The following is a 13954-nucleotide window of genomic DNA, read 5'->3' as shown; positions in this document are numbered from 1 at the left end:
ATAAACCCTTGTAGCACTACAAGGGTTTTTTTCGAGGTTTATCTCATGTCACTGTTGCGCCGTTGGTTTGATCCACTTCGATCGCGTTGGTTTTACCAAAAGCCGACTCGTAAAGTGGTGTTATCTACGGAACAGGGTTTAAGTATCCATTTACGTCTGGATGATGTGTACAGTTATTTGGCTGTACAGCAGTTACCTGAACTTGAAGAAATTTTGACTGATGAACTGAAACCTTTAAAAGTGATTATTTCCAGTCGAACGGCGGAACCCCCCAATCGTATGTCTGCAATTGAGTGGCAAAATTACTGCTTAAACGATGCCAAAATTCTATCTAAACAGCACCGCTTTAGTTTCCATGAAACTCCAGAACAACCGCCCCTCAATGCCATAAAACAAGCAGAAACCATCCTTCGCAATACCCCATTACGCGGTCAAGATTTTCTCTATTTACTCGAAGATGTATTCCACATGCTGTGGCAAAAACAGTATGGAAAATTACGTACCTTACATGCCATGGCCAGCCGACATCATAGTGCTCAAGCGTTTCCAGAACGTATTTTTAATGATGATGAAGTCCTCGCCAGTTATTTTGAATTTGGTCAGCGCAAATACCATGCGGTCGATGATTTACTTCGGCTGATGCGTCGTTTAAAACAACAAAAACTGCTGACCGGAAATCCAATCTTCCTAATTAATCATATTGATTGGCGCGAACATTTGATTAGTGATGCAGAGGAACTGAATGAAATTCAGGCACTAGATCCAGAACTGGATTTGTATATTGCACTTGAAGACCCGATCTCGTGGTTATTATTGGCTTATATTAAAGAAGAACTGGCGAATTATTATAATATTCAGCTCAATGTCTATCCGCTTTCTTATCGTGGACGCGATCTATTTGACTGGAGTTTGGCGACTCGTCTTTCAAAACGTACAGACGTGAAATTTACTCCATTTTGCCGTCCCACACAATCTGCCACTGTTGAGATGGCGCAACTGTTTTACAGTGTGCCTGAAGAGCAGCGTGTTGATGCGATGTATAGCATTTTGCAGGCGGTATGGACCAAAGGCAAAGACCTGTCATTTAAATCACATTTCGATCAGATGCAGCGTGATTTAGAAATCAATGAATTAACCCAAGAAGATATTACTGCCAAATTAAAAGAAAATGACATACTCTGTGAAATGAAATCACAGCCTGATTTTCCTGTGCTTGAACTCCGCATTGACGGTCAAAGTTATGTGTTTAATAGCCTGTACCGTGTCTGGATGATTGAAAGCATTTTTTCTAATGTTTTAGAAGACCAATATAAAAGTGAAAATGATGATAGAAAAGATGAAGAAAGAAAAATGTGAGTCTTTAGAACAAGTCCGTGAAAAGATTGATGCCATTGATACCGCATTGATTGAAATGATTGCGACGCGTCAATTTTATGTCGATCAAGCGGTACGCTTTAAACGTACGGTGCAGGATGTACAGTCACCGGAACGGGTCGAGCAAGTGATTAGCAAAGTGCGTACCCAGGCGATTGAATTGGGAACCGATCCGGATTTGGTTGAACACCTGTATAGAGAAATGATTCAACGCTTTATTCAACGAGAGCTGAAAGAGATTAGACCCTAATTCGATTTCGGCTCATGCCCAGCATGCCATAAAAAAGACACCTATTAAGGTGTCTATTCGAATGGTACGATTAATCTATTACACAAGTCGGTAATAGGTATAAGTCACTTTATCATTTTTATAAACCGCATGGCTGTTTTGGCGGAAATCAGAAATCCATTGGCGGCCGGTATAGGCGGCAATATGACCATACACATGTTTTTGGGTTCGATCGATAATATAGATATCGCCTTCCCGCGGTTGATCAAATGAAGGTTTGATCTGCTTGTAGCCAATGGTCTGGAGCGTACGGCCCCAATCTGCAGCTGCCACAGGATGGTTTAAAATTCTGGCACCTGCTGACTGTAGTGCAATACGAATGCTTCGGGCACATTTTGCAGTACTAGTGGCTGAGGAAATACTATGTAACTTCTGTGTGAATTTACGTACATCAAGATAGGGGATACCTTTATTCTTCTGTGGATTCTTGGCTCTTAAACCCGCTTGATTATCTTGATATTTCTGGGAGATTACTGCAGTGTTCTGGTTTGCAGCATTAATCATATTGCTATGATGTGCATCATAAATCATTCTTAAATCTCTACCTTATCTTCAATCGCTTTTAGAAAAAAATAGACAGTATTTTTCAGAACTGAAATACCAATATTTTTTCCTTAAACTCATTTAAACGATATGTTATTACATTGCGTACATTTATCAGAAGCGCGTACTTTAAAGAATTTTCGATCAAAAATCCACCCGTTGTAGAAGTCAACAAAGTAGATAAGGTGCTATAGAAGCCCTAAATTGGAGATATATAAGTAGGAAAAAAACAAGGGATAATCTATAAATCAGATATTTAAGTACAGCTTAAAAATAAATAATGAGTTGTTAAAATTTTTATGTAATTACGTAATTTATTGATTGATATTTAATCTAATATTAACATTTTGTCATATTTAAGATGAAAAATTCGACTAAATCGACGGTTAAATTGCCTCAATTTTTTATTGAGGCTACCTTCAAAAAACAATGATTTTCAATTTTTACTATTCCTCTAGCATAGTGCTACGATTTGAAGAGTACGCAGCATGCTTGGTTTTGTCATTGCAGTATTTGCCATTGCCGGCATGATTAAAGGCACCATTGGTCTGGGTTTACCTGCGGTTTCCATGGGCTTGCTGACCATTTTTATCACTCCGTTTCAAGCTGCAACTTTGCTTATTGTGCCTTCTATGGTGACCAACTTTTGGCAACTGTTTGCAGAAGGTCATGTGCTCAAATTGGTTCGCCGTTTTTGGCCCTTATTGCTGGGTATTATTGTCGGTTCGATCTGGAGCATTTTCCCCACCCTCGGACATAGCGAATTTCAAAGTGAAGCTTTACTCGGTGGAATGCTGGCATTGTATGGAGTGTATGGTCTATTTTCGAAAAATATGCCGAATTTTGCACCCCATGAAAAATGGTTATCTCCCATTATCGGCTATCTGGGGGGGGCGTTGACGGTGGCAACTGGCGTGGTGGTGATTCCAGTTGTTCCTTACTTGCAGTCACTGCATTTAAAACGTGATGAGCTGGTGCAGGCCCTAGGTTTGGCATTTACCATTTCTACCATTTGTCTGGCTGTATTTCTGCATCAGAATCCAGTCGAAAACATTGTTATCGACTATAAAATGTCATTGATTGCATTATTACCTGCTTTAGTTGGAATGTGGCTGGGCACAAAAATCCGCTATCGTATTCCGGAACAAAAATTCCGTAAAGTGTTCTTCTGTGGTCTGGTGATTTTTGGGGGCTATATGGTGCTGCATCAGTTTGGAATTATCTGAAAACAGGTTTGCAGTGCTCTATGTTATTGTGGAAATTAAATCAATAATTTGGATTTTTGTGAGAGTAAAAACTGACTAAAATGTTGATAGAACACTGGTAAATCATCAAAATTTTTTGCTGCCAAGAGTAGTTTGCGATTGGCCCAGTCTCCAGTCAGTTCAATGTGATGAAATGCATAAACCGTCTTTAAACGACTGGCAGCGCGTTTCGGCATAATTGCAATCCCGACTCCATTGGCAACCACTTGTGCAATTGCTGCAAAATTGGGTAAACGTAAACGGTACTGAATTGCGCATCCGAGTAATTTAGCCTGTGTTTCAATGGATTGTTGCAGGGAATGATATTGCATTAAACCGACAAAGGGATAATGCAGCACATCGACTAATTGCAGTGCCGATTGATCTTTTAGTTCATGATTCAGAGGGCAAATCAGGACTAAAGGATCATCGATAAATTCCAGCGTTTGTAAATGACCAGAATTAAAAAAACTCGAAATTAAGCCCAATTGTGCCGCGCCTTTTTCCAGTGCCTGAATAATATCATTGGTTTCTGCTTCTTTTAAATCGATCTGTATATTGGGATTTTCGACCAGATATTGCGGAAGAAGCAGGGGAAGATATTCACTTTGTGCAGAAGAATTACACCATAAGGTCATTTGCGAATTTAAGCCTTCAGCAAAAGCGGCCATGGCCTGTTCAAGGTGTCTGCTTTGTTGCATCAGTAACTGTGCCTGCTCTACAAACGTCTGCCCAGCAATGGTCAATTTGACTCCAGATGCATGACGGGTAAATAAATGCACTGCGAACTGTTGTTCAAGTTTTTTAATCCGCTCACTGGCGGCTTGTAAGGAAATTGAAGAGCGCTCAGCACCTTTGGTTAAACTGCCAGTATCTACAATATTTAAAAACAGCTGTAGATCAAAAAAGTCCAGTCGCATGTGCTGTGTCATTGAAATGAAAGTCAGCTCATCATACTAAAATTTTGTTGGCTTCAGATATAAAAAAAGCAGCCTTGCGGCTGCCTGAAAATATGTATTTATATTTATGATTTATCGCCTAAGCTAAAGAACCAGTTGAGTATCAAGGCTGCAAATGTAGCCGTACCAATACCACCTAAGTTAAAATTACCAAATTGCAGTGCAAAGTCACCGGTTCCTAAAATAATGGTTACTGCAGCCACCATCAGGTTTTTGTTTTTAGAGAAATCGACCTTATTTTCAATCCAGATTTTTGCCCCGGCAATGGTGATTAAACCGAATACCACAATCGAGGCACCAGTTAAAATTGCAGTCGGAATGGTATGAATAATCGCACCAAACTTAGGAGATAAACCTAAGAACACTGCAAATACACCGGCAAATACAAAAATGATAGTGGAATAGACCCGGGTTACCGCCATTACCCCAATGTTTTCGCCATAGGTCGTCATGCCCGGGCCACCGACACCACCGGATAATGTGGTGGCAATACCATCAGCCACAAAAGCTTTACCAATGTGCGGATCCAGGTTTTCACCGGTCATAGCACCCACAGCTTTAATATGCCCCAGGTTTTCTGCCACTAAAATTAATGCAATCGGGGCAATAATCAGCATGGCATTAATATCAAATACAGGCGAATGGAAGGTTGGGAGACCAAACCATGCAGCTTGCTGAATTGGTGTAAAGTTAATGGGTGTACCGTAGCCCATCACATTGGAAACAATATAATAAGTCAGATAAGCAAGCAGCAACCCAATCAGTAACAACAGACGTTGCAATAGACCTTTGGTGAATACGGCAATCGAGCCCATACACAGCACGGTTACCAGTGACATCCACATGTTAAAGTCATTGCCTGCCACACCTTTCACCGTAACGGGTGCAAGATTTAAACCTATAATCATCACCACAGCACCGGTGACGACTGGAGGCATCAGTTTTTCAATCCAATTGGTGCCGGTCGCCATGACAATAAAGCCAAAAATGGCATAGAGCACACCACAGGCCATGATGCCGCCAGCAGCCACGGCTAAATTGGCATTTGGTGCACCTGTACCAGACGCGGCATAACCTGTTGCAGCAATCACCACACCAATAAAGGCAAAACTTGAACCTAAATAACTCGGTACATGACCACCTGTAATCAAGAAAAACAGGATGGTACAAATACCCGACATTAAAATCGCCAGATTCGGATCAAAACCCATCAAAAAAGGTGCAAGAACCGTTGCCCCAAACATGGCAAAAGCATGTTGTACACCTAAGACCACACTTTGAGCAGGAGGGAGATACTCATTGGTACCGACTGGACGTGCATCGATTTGACCTGAATAAGGACGCCATTTGGGAAACCAGTTGGACATAAAATGAGCGCTCAAAAGATAAATTGTGCACATCATACTCTTGTTTTTTAGAAGATTTAATCTCTTTAACAATATTTTTGTTCAAATTAATGTACTGACTTTTCTTGTTTTTTTACCGGATGGTAAAAGTTTTATTATTGAAAAATCAAAGTTAAATCAGCGCATTAATAGAGTAATAGAGCCAGTCTATTATCCATAACCGATACTTATTTTACTTATAAACAATATGATATTTTCTGCTAATAGGTGAGCAATAAAAAAGCACATCTTGAAGATGTGCTTTGCTGTGCAGAGGAAATACTTAACCTGTATTACGTAAACCTGCGGCAATTCCAGCAATACTGACCATCAATGCGTGATCGACTGGGGTATGTTCGGCCTGACATTCCGCTAAATAGCGACGACGACGTTTCATCAGCTCGGCCTGTAATAAATGCAGTGGAAGTAAATAGGGTTTACGTACTTTCATGGACTGATCCAGTACCTCGTTACTGCTGAGCAGTTGCGATTCACCTTTTAGAGCCAATAGCGTTTGTACCGCATCTTTTAAGCGTTGGCGCAGTTGTTCACCCAAGATTTTTAAATCTTCATCATCGGTTAAATGTGATTCGTAATATAAAGCCACATGGCTGTCTGCTTTAGACAACACCATTTCCAGCATATCGATCAGGGTCTGGAAATAAGGCCATTGTTGCAACATTTCATCGAGCAAGGGTTTTTGACCTTGATCAATTACTTGATTAATCGCAGCCCCTGTACCCAGCCAAGCCGGAAGCATCAAACGAATTTGGGTCCATGCAAATACCCACGGAATGGCACGTAAGGATTCTATGCCACCACTGACTTTACGTTTCGCTGGGCGTGAACCGAGTGGCAACATCTGCAATTCAAGTTCTGGGGTAACGGTACGTAGGTATTTCACAAAATGTGGGTTTTCACGCACTGTTTCACGATACACCTGTACCGATAAATCAGTCATGGTATGCATCAACTGACGCCATTCATCTTTAGGCACCGGTGGGGGCAACAAGGTTGCTTCCAAAGTAGCTGCGGTATAAATCTCTAAATTTTGAAGTGCGATACCTTCTAAGCCAAACTTAAAGCGAATCATTTCACCTTGTTCAGTGACACGAATGGCACCAGAAATAGAACCCGGTGGTTGTGAAAATAAAGCTTGCTGAGTAGGTGCACCACCACGGCTGATGGAACCGCCACGACCATGGAACAGAGTCAATTGAACAGCATGCTTTTGCGCAACGGCTGTGAGTTCTTCTTGGGCACGGTATTGCGCCCAGTTGGCAGACATAAAACCGGCATCTTTGGCAGAATCCGAATAGCCAATCATCACTTCATGCTTGCCCTGAATATGCTGTTTGTACCAGTGCATATTAAACAGGGTATTCATGGTGTCGGCTGCACCATCCAGATCTTTTAGCGTTTCAAATAACGGCACCACACGTAAGGGCTGCTTAATGCCTGCCTCTTTCTGCAGTAGTAACACCGCGAGTACATCGCTTGGATATTCAGCCATCGAGATAATATAAGCGCCTAAACTTTCGCTCGGTTGTTGGGCTAAAGTGCGCATGGTGGCAAAGACTTCCTGCACATCCGGATGTTCAATCAGGCTTTGTTCAGGTTCATTCAAATGTTTCGGCAACAACGGACGTTTGCTTTGTAATTCTTGCAACAAAAAGTTTTGGCGTGCCTGTTCGGTCCAGGTTTCAAAATTGCCCAAGCCTAAATATTCAGTAATGGCGGAAATGGCCTGACGGTGACGACCGGATTCCTGACGAATATCCAGTTTGAGCAATTCAATACCAAAACAGTTGACCCGATGAATAAAGTCGAGCAGTTTGCCATTGGCAATTTCAGGCAAGTTACAGGAAATTAATGAACGGTAACAGAGCAATAATGGCTGTAATAATTCATCTTTGCTTTTAATCACCAGACTGTCATCGGCATCTTGACCATGTAATTTTTCAGCCAGCCAATGACGGGTGGCTTTTAAGCGTTCACGGGTATCTCGTAGATATTCACGGTACGGTTCTGCATGTGGATGTCCGAGCGCCTGTATCAGTTCATCGCTTGCGTTTTGAATCGATAATTCCCAGCGCAGATCTTCAATATCACGCAGGTATAAATCGGCGGCTTTCCAGCGTGAAAGCCAGAGCACTTCTTGAGTAATATTATGCGTGACATTCGGATTACCGTCGCGATCGCCGCCCATCCATGAGGCAAAACGAACTGGGGCAATAGTCAAAGGCAAACGCTGACCGCAGTGATTTTCGACCATTTCATCCAGTTCACGAACGAACTTCGGCACGGCATTCCACAGGGTCTGTTCAATGGTGGTAAAGCCCCATTTCGCTTCATCGACTGGAGTAGGACGGTGCTGACGAATTTCATCAGTTTGCCATGCAGAACAAATCAGTTGTTTGAGTTCTTCTAGGACTGTTTTACGTTCACGCGGAGTCAGTTTTTGCTGATCTGCCTTAAATAGACAGTCGTTAATATCGTCATATTTTTGAATCAGGGTACGGCGGCTGATTTCTGTTGGATGCGCGGTGAGCACCAGTTCAATGTTCAGTTCGCAAATTTGCTGAAATAGGGTACCGGATGAAATTTCATGGTCTTTGAATTTTTGGAACAGATGATCCAGTGGATTCGGTGAAGGCGCATGTTCATCAAATTCACTTTTACGACGACTACGCACGACATTGTATTGTTCGGCAATATTGGCAAAGTTCAGAAAGTGGGTAAATGCACGTGTCAGAGGAAGAATTTGTTCATCTTCCAGACTTAAAAAAAGTTGTTCGAGTTGTTTTTCTGCTTCAACCTGACCATCACGTGCACCTTTAGATAGCGCACGAATTTGTTCAACCTGATTAAACAAATCTTGACCTGCATGTTCCTTGAGGGTCTCTCCCAGTAAATTCCCAAGTAAGCGTACATCCTCACGCAGTGGAGCATCAATTTGTTGAACCATTTTTTTCATTCTCCCTAGGCTTCTGTTCTGAATATACCCCGATTCGATGACATTCCAAGTAGGGGCAGACAAAAGTATGTAATCTATTGCTGATAAAACTCGCAATTAATCTACCATTTGAGCTTTTAGGAAAATGAAAGACGATTTTTTAAATAATCGTTTTAAGTGCGTTTTTGATATTTCAGCATAAACAATTCAATGCTGCTTAAAATAATCTGCTGTTTTTCTGCGACAGTGGGGATGGCACGAATGCCGAGTAATACTTCGTGATGACGCACACCCAGCAATAAAGACACAATCAGCCAGGTCAGGGTTTTTAATTCTTCTGCTTGAATAAAACCCAGATCAATCGCCTGCTGAAAAAAGTTTTCCCAAACGGCATTCATGCGCAGATGCGAAGCATTATAAAATTTCTGTGCCAGTGGATTTTGTTCAGCCGCCAGTTCCAGTAACAACAGTTCCAGTTTAATGGCTTCAGGCAAATTAATAATATTCAGGGCCAAGTCGCAGGCATGGATAAATTCTTTATTAAAATCACTGTCTGCCTGCAAATTTAGTGGCCGAGCACTGATCAGTTCCTCACAGGTCGCTGCAATGGCACAGACAAATAAATTGGCTTTATCCTGAAAGTGATTATAAACCGTCAGTTTGGTCACGCCTGCTTCTTGGGCAATTTGATTCATGCTGGAACCATGATACCCACACTTCAAAAATAACTTTTTTGCTGCAGTTAAAATTTGCTGACGTTTTTCCAAATCCTTCGGGCGACCCACATTTATTTGCACAATTTTTTCCAAAAAAATCAAAAAGGTCATTGCTTTGACCGGTGAGTTTTAATTAATGTACCAGTGAGTATATTAATTAAAAAATAATCAATTTAAGATACTCCTTATTTTGCCCTAAAAAACATTTTTAAATAAGAGCGAATTCATGAGCATAATTAAGACCGCAGTTGCCAGCATGATCATCGTTTGCAGTGTGACCTTGTGGGGATGCAGCACGGATACAGCCGAAACAGAACAGGTTCCCTTTGTGATGGTGACTCAACCGAATAGCACGCATAATGAGCAGAAAAGTTATGCCGGTGATGTGCAAGCACGCCAGCAAACCGCTTTGGCATTTCGGGTGGGGGGACAGATTACCGAACGTTATGTCGATGTTGGTGATCAGGTTAAAGTAGGTCAAGTGCTGGCAAAACTGGATGTTAAAGATGCACAGCTACAACTCAATGCGGCCAATGCTCAACTGGAAAGTGCACAATCTGCGGCAAAAACTGCTGAAGATGAACTGAAACGCTTTAAGCAGTTGCTTCCCATGAATGCGGTGAGTCGCTCGCAATATGAGGCGGTGGATAACCAGTATAAAGCGGCGCTCTCGAACTTAAAGCAGGCGCAATCCAATTATGACGTCAGCCGTAACCAAACCGGTTATAACCACTTGCTGGCCAATAAAAATGGCGTGATCACTGCACGTAATATTGAAGTGGGGCAGGTGGTTGCTGCAGGTCAGGCAGCCTATCAAATGGCGATTGCCGGTGATCGTGAAGTGGTGATCGGGGTTCCTGAACAGGCCATTTCCGAGATTAAAGTGGGTCAAAGCGCATGGGCAACCTTGTGGTCTAAACCGGGAGATAAATTTGCAGCCTATGTGCGTGAAATTTCACCCGCAGCCGATCAATCCCGAACCTTTAGCGTGAAAGTGGCGTTACGTGAAGGCAATGCTGCCATTCAACTCGGTCAAAGCGCCCGGGTGTTTTTTAACAAGACTGAGCACAATGTATTGAGTGTGCCTTTATCCAGTGTCTCTGCCAACGACAAGCAGGCATATGTCTGGGTCGTGAAACCTGATCAGACCATTCGTAAAGTGTCGGTCACTTTGGGCGCCTATGGCCGTGATAGTGTGCCGGTATTGTCGGGTTTAACTGCCCATGATTATGTGGTGATTGGCGGGGTGCATTTGCTGCGTGAAAAACAAAAAATTCAGCCGATTGACCGTGACAATCGTGCCGTGAAAATTCAGGCAGGGACTGCATTATGAAGCAAGACCTGAATTCTCAATCACCTTATAACCTGTCGGAATGGGCACTGAAAAATAAAGGCTTAATCCTTTATTTTATGCTGCTCTTGGGCATAGTCGGAATCGTTTCCTATTCCAAACTGGCACAAAGTGAAGATCCACCCTTTACCTTTAAGGTGATGGTGATTCAAACCTATTGGCCCGGCGCAACCGCTGAAGAAGTTTCATTACAGGTCACTGACCGTATTGAAAAAGAACTGATGAGCACCGGCAACTATGAACGCATCATGGCATTTTCACGTCCGGGCGAATCGATGGTGACTTTTGTTGCCAAGGACTCTTTACCCTCAAGTCAAATTCCAGATGTGTGGTATCAGGTCCGAAAAAAAGTCGGTGATATCAAACAGCAATTACCCAGTGGCGTACAGGGTCCATTCTTTAACGACGAGTTTGGCGATACCTTCGGCAATATTTATGTCCTCACCGGCAAAGACTTTGACTATGGGGTATTGAAAGAATATGCCGACCGCTTGCAGCTCCAGCTGCAACGGGTGAAAGATGTCGGCAAGGTCAATCTGGTCGGTTTGCAAGACCAAAAAATCTGGATTGAACTATCCAATACCAAAGCTGCTCAGCTCGGTATTCCAGTCACGGCGATTCAACAAGTGTTGCAGCAGCAAAATACCGTGGCCAGCGCCGGCTTCTTTGAAACCGGTACTGACCGTATTCAAATGCGGGTCAGCGGTCAGCTGCAAAGTGTCGATGAACTCAAGCAAATGCCACTGTTGGTGGCTGGTAAGACCATTCAATTGGGCGATGTCGCTGAAGTCTATCGCGGCTTTAGTGAGCCGGCTCAACCGCGTATGCGCTTTATGGGTGAAAACGGCATTGGTATTGCGGTCTCGATGCGTAAAGGCGGCGATATTCTGGCTTTAGGTAAAAATCTGGAAACGGAATTTGCGCAATTGCAAAAGTCTTTGCCTTTAGGCATGCAGCTGCAAAAGGTTTCTGATCAGCCGGTTGCGGTAAAACGCAGCGTCAATGAATTCATGAAGGTGTTGGCTGAAGCGGTAATTATTGTTTTACTGGTCAGCTTTTTCTCACTGGGTTTCCGTACCGGATTGGTGGTGGCATTTTCCATTCCACTGGTCTTGGCAATGACCTTTGCCGGCATGAATTTATTCGATGTCGGGCTGCATAAAATTTCATTGGGTGCGCTGATTTTAGCCCTCGGTTTATTGGTTGACGATGCCATTATTGCGGTCGAGATGATGGCGATTAAAATGGAGCAGGGCTATAGCCGGCTTGAGGCCGCAGGCTTTACCTGGAAGACTACCGCTTTTCCCATGCTGACCGGGACCTTGATTACCGCCGCAGGTTTCTTGCCCATTGCAACCGCAGCATCCAGTACCGGTGAATACACGCGTTCGATTTTCCAGGTGGTGACCATTGCGCTAATTGTGTCATGGTTTGCCGCAGTGCTTTTTGTCCCTTACTTGGGTGATAAACTTCTCCCCGATTTTTCAAATTTGCCCCAAAAAGCGCCTTGGTATCAGCGGCTTTGGGCACGTTTGCGCAAGCAGCCTGAACCGCAACCGGTGCAGCATCATGCCGGTGAACATCATGATCCGTACCAAACCAAGTTTTATCAAAAATTTAGAGCTTGGGTAGATACTTGCCTGACCTACCGTAAAACGGTGATTGCCGCAACGGTGGGCATTTTTGTCTTGTCAGTCCTGATGTTTAAACTGGTACCGCAGCAGTTTTTCCCGCCATCAAATCGTGCCGAAATTTTGGTGGATTTAAAACTGGAAGAAGGGGCATCGCTCACTTCAACTGAAAATGCGGTGAAAAAAGTCGAAAAGTTCTTATCGACCAAAGCGGGTATTGATAACTATGTGGCCTATGTCGGCACAGGTTCAACCCGTTTTTATTTACCTTTAGACCAACAGTTGCCACAAGCCAGTTTTGCCCAGTTTGTCGTCTTGGCTTCATCACTAGATGACCGGGATGAGATTCGTCAATCTTTAGATCAGGAAATTCGTAAATTGTTGCCGGATGTGCGTACCCGCGTATCGTTATTGGAAAATGGCCCGCCCGTCGGTTATCCACTGCAATATCGTGTTTCAGGTGAAGACTTGCATCTGGTCCGTCAGTGGGCGCACCAGGTTGCCGCTGTTGTGGGGGATAATCCCAATACCAGCAATGTGCATCTGGATTGGGGCGAACCAAGCAAAGTCATTCATTTAAATATCGATCAGGATCGCGCTCGTCAAATGGGCGTATCGAGCTTGGATTTAGCCAATTTTTTAAACAGTTCCGTCAGTGGTGCAACCATTAATCAATATCGTGAAAAACGTGAATTGATTGAAATTCGTCTGCGTGGTGATCAGGCTGAACGGGTTGATGTCGAGGCGTTGTCCAGTCTGGCCGTACCCACCGCCAATGGGGGTTCCGTACCGCTGGCGCAAATTGCAAAAATTGAATATGACTTTGAAGATGGCCTGATCTGGCATCGTAACCGTTTGCCGACCATTACCGTGCGGGCCGATATCCGCAGTAAATTACAGCCCGCCACGGTGGTGGGCGAACTGGCTGAAAAAATGGATCAACTACGGGCTGAATTGCCAAGTGGTTATCTGGTTGAAGTGGGTGGAACCGTAGAAGAGTCCGCGCGCGGACAAAACTCGGTCAATGCCGGCATGCCATTTTTCCTGGCTGTAGTCATGACCTTGTTGATGATTCAGCTCAAGAGTATGTCACGTGCACTCATTGTTTTATTAACCGCACCTTTGGGCTTAATCGGGGTGGTGTTATTCCTGTTATTGTTTAATAAACCTTTTGGTTTTGTGGCGATGTTAGGCACGATTGCACTTTCCGGCATGATCATGCGAAATTCTTTAATCTTGATTGATCAGATTGAACAGGATATTCAGGAAGGACATGATCCCTGGTCAGCCATTATGGATGCGACCATGCGCCGTTGTCGTCCGATTGTATTGACGGCATTGGCCGCGGTACTGGCGATGATTCCTTTGTCGCGCAGTATTTTCTTTGGTCCGATGGCGGTTGCCATTATGGGCGGATTGATTGTAGCGACCTTGCTGACACTGTTCTTTTTACCTGCATTGTATGCACAATGCTTTAAAGTTAAAAAAAATAGGCAAACTACATAA

General features: G+C 43.4%; 10 protein-coding genes. 5 read left to right on the top strand and 5 right to left on the bottom strand.

Annotation, left to right across the window (positions count from 1 at the left end):
* Positions 1-45: 45 nt before the first annotated feature.
* Positions 46-1356, top strand: coding sequence for a hypothetical protein (locus E0H89_RS14255; protein WP_131217924.1), 1311 nt, complete (start codon positions 46-48; stop codon positions 1354-1356).
* Positions 1337-1624: a chorismate mutase gene (locus E0H89_RS14250; RefSeq protein WP_131217923.1), complete on the top strand. Its 288-nt coding sequence runs from the start codon at positions 1337-1339 to the stop codon at positions 1622-1624. Before E0H89_RS14255 ends, E0H89_RS14250 begins: the two co-directional genes overlap by 20 nt.
* 78 nt (positions 1625-1702) lie before the next feature.
* Here the strand turns inward: E0H89_RS14250 and E0H89_RS14245 are convergent, their stop codons facing one another.
* On the bottom strand, positions 1703-2194 hold the full coding sequence (locus tag E0H89_RS14245; RefSeq protein ID WP_131217922.1) for a hypothetical protein: 492 nt from the start codon (positions 2192-2194) through the stop codon (positions 1703-1705).
* A 500-nt stretch (positions 2195-2694) separates the two neighbouring features.
* Here E0H89_RS14245 and E0H89_RS14240 point away from each other — a divergent pair, with 500 nt between their 5' ends.
* Complete coding sequence (locus E0H89_RS14240; RefSeq protein WP_131217921.1) at positions 2695-3432, top strand: sulfite exporter TauE/SafE family protein; 738 nt, start codon at positions 2695-2697, stop codon at positions 3430-3432.
* A gap of 35 nt (positions 3433-3467) precedes the next feature.
* Here the strand turns inward: E0H89_RS14240 and E0H89_RS14235 are convergent, their stop codons facing one another.
* From E0H89_RS14235 to E0H89_RS14220, 4 genes are all read right to left on the bottom strand, one after another.
* Positions 3468-4370 (bottom strand): LysR family transcriptional regulator, encoded by a 903-nt coding sequence (locus tag E0H89_RS14235; RefSeq protein WP_131217920.1) that lies wholly within the window; start codon positions 4368-4370, stop codon positions 3468-3470.
* 104 nt (positions 4371-4474) lie between these two features.
* Positions 4475-5776, bottom strand: a complete 1302-nt coding sequence (locus E0H89_RS14230) for a solute carrier family 23 protein (RefSeq protein WP_131217919.1) — start codon at positions 5774-5776, stop codon at positions 4475-4477.
* Positions 5777-6077: 301 nt separating this feature from the next.
* The gene (ppc, locus tag E0H89_RS14225; RefSeq protein WP_131217918.1) at positions 6078-8762 is read right to left on the bottom strand and encodes a phosphoenolpyruvate carboxylase; all 2685 of its coding nucleotides are present in this window, start codon (positions 8760-8762) and stop codon (positions 6078-6080) included.
* Between the two features lie 161 nt (positions 8763-8923).
* The gene (locus tag E0H89_RS14220; RefSeq protein WP_131217917.1) at positions 8924-9547 is read right to left on the bottom strand and encodes a TetR/AcrR family transcriptional regulator; all 624 of its coding nucleotides are present in this window, start codon (positions 9545-9547) and stop codon (positions 8924-8926) included.
* Between the two features lie 145 nt (positions 9548-9692).
* Between E0H89_RS14220 and E0H89_RS14215 the strand changes: the two genes are divergently transcribed.
* Positions 9693-10799: an efflux RND transporter periplasmic adaptor subunit gene (locus tag E0H89_RS14215; protein WP_131217916.1), complete on the top strand. Its 1107-nt coding sequence runs from the start codon at positions 9693-9695 to the stop codon at positions 10797-10799.
* Positions 10796-13954, top strand: coding sequence for an efflux RND transporter permease subunit (locus E0H89_RS14210; RefSeq protein ID WP_131217915.1), 3159 nt, complete (start codon positions 10796-10798; stop codon positions 13952-13954). The genes E0H89_RS14215 and E0H89_RS14210 overlap by 4 nt, the downstream gene beginning before the upstream one ends.

This window comes from Acinetobacter sp. ANC 3781, from assembly GCF_004331285.1.
Taxonomy (GTDB): domain Bacteria; phylum Pseudomonadota; class Gammaproteobacteria; order Pseudomonadales; family Moraxellaceae; genus Acinetobacter.
This window is presented reverse-complemented; position numbering and strand designations above follow the sequence as displayed.

What these genes read in the sequence shown, in the direction of transcription:
- E0H89_RS14255 (WP_131217924.1), top strand. Translation starts at nt 46, where the DNA reads ATGTCACTGTTGCGCCGTTGGTTTGATCCACTTCGATCGCGTTGGTTT.
- E0H89_RS14250 (WP_131217923.1), top strand. Translation starts at nt 1,337, where the DNA reads ATGAAGAAAGAAAAATGTGAGTCTTTAGAACAAGTCCGTGAAAAGATT.
- E0H89_RS14245 (WP_131217922.1), bottom strand. Translation starts at nt 2,194, where the DNA reads ATGATTTATGATGCACATCATAGCAATATGATTAATGCTGCAAACCAG.
- E0H89_RS14240 (WP_131217921.1), top strand. Translation starts at nt 2,695, where the DNA reads ATGCTTGGTTTTGTCATTGCAGTATTTGCCATTGCCGGCATGATTAAA.
- E0H89_RS14235 (WP_131217920.1), bottom strand. Translation starts at nt 4,370, where the DNA reads ATGCGACTGGACTTTTTTGATCTACAGCTGTTTTTAAATATTGTAGAT.
- E0H89_RS14230 (WP_131217919.1), bottom strand. Translation starts at nt 5,776, where the DNA reads ATGTCCAACTGGTTTCCCAAATGGCGTCCTTATTCAGGTCAAATCGAT.
- ppc (WP_131217918.1), bottom strand. Translation starts at nt 8,762, where the DNA reads ATGGTTCAACAAATTGATGCTCCACTGCGTGAGGATGTACGCTTACTT.
- E0H89_RS14215 (WP_131217916.1), top strand. Translation starts at nt 9,693, where the DNA reads ATGAGCATAATTAAGACCGCAGTTGCCAGCATGATCATCGTTTGCAGT.
- E0H89_RS14210 (WP_131217915.1), top strand. Translation starts at nt 10,796, where the DNA reads ATGAAGCAAGACCTGAATTCTCAATCACCTTATAACCTGTCGGAATGG.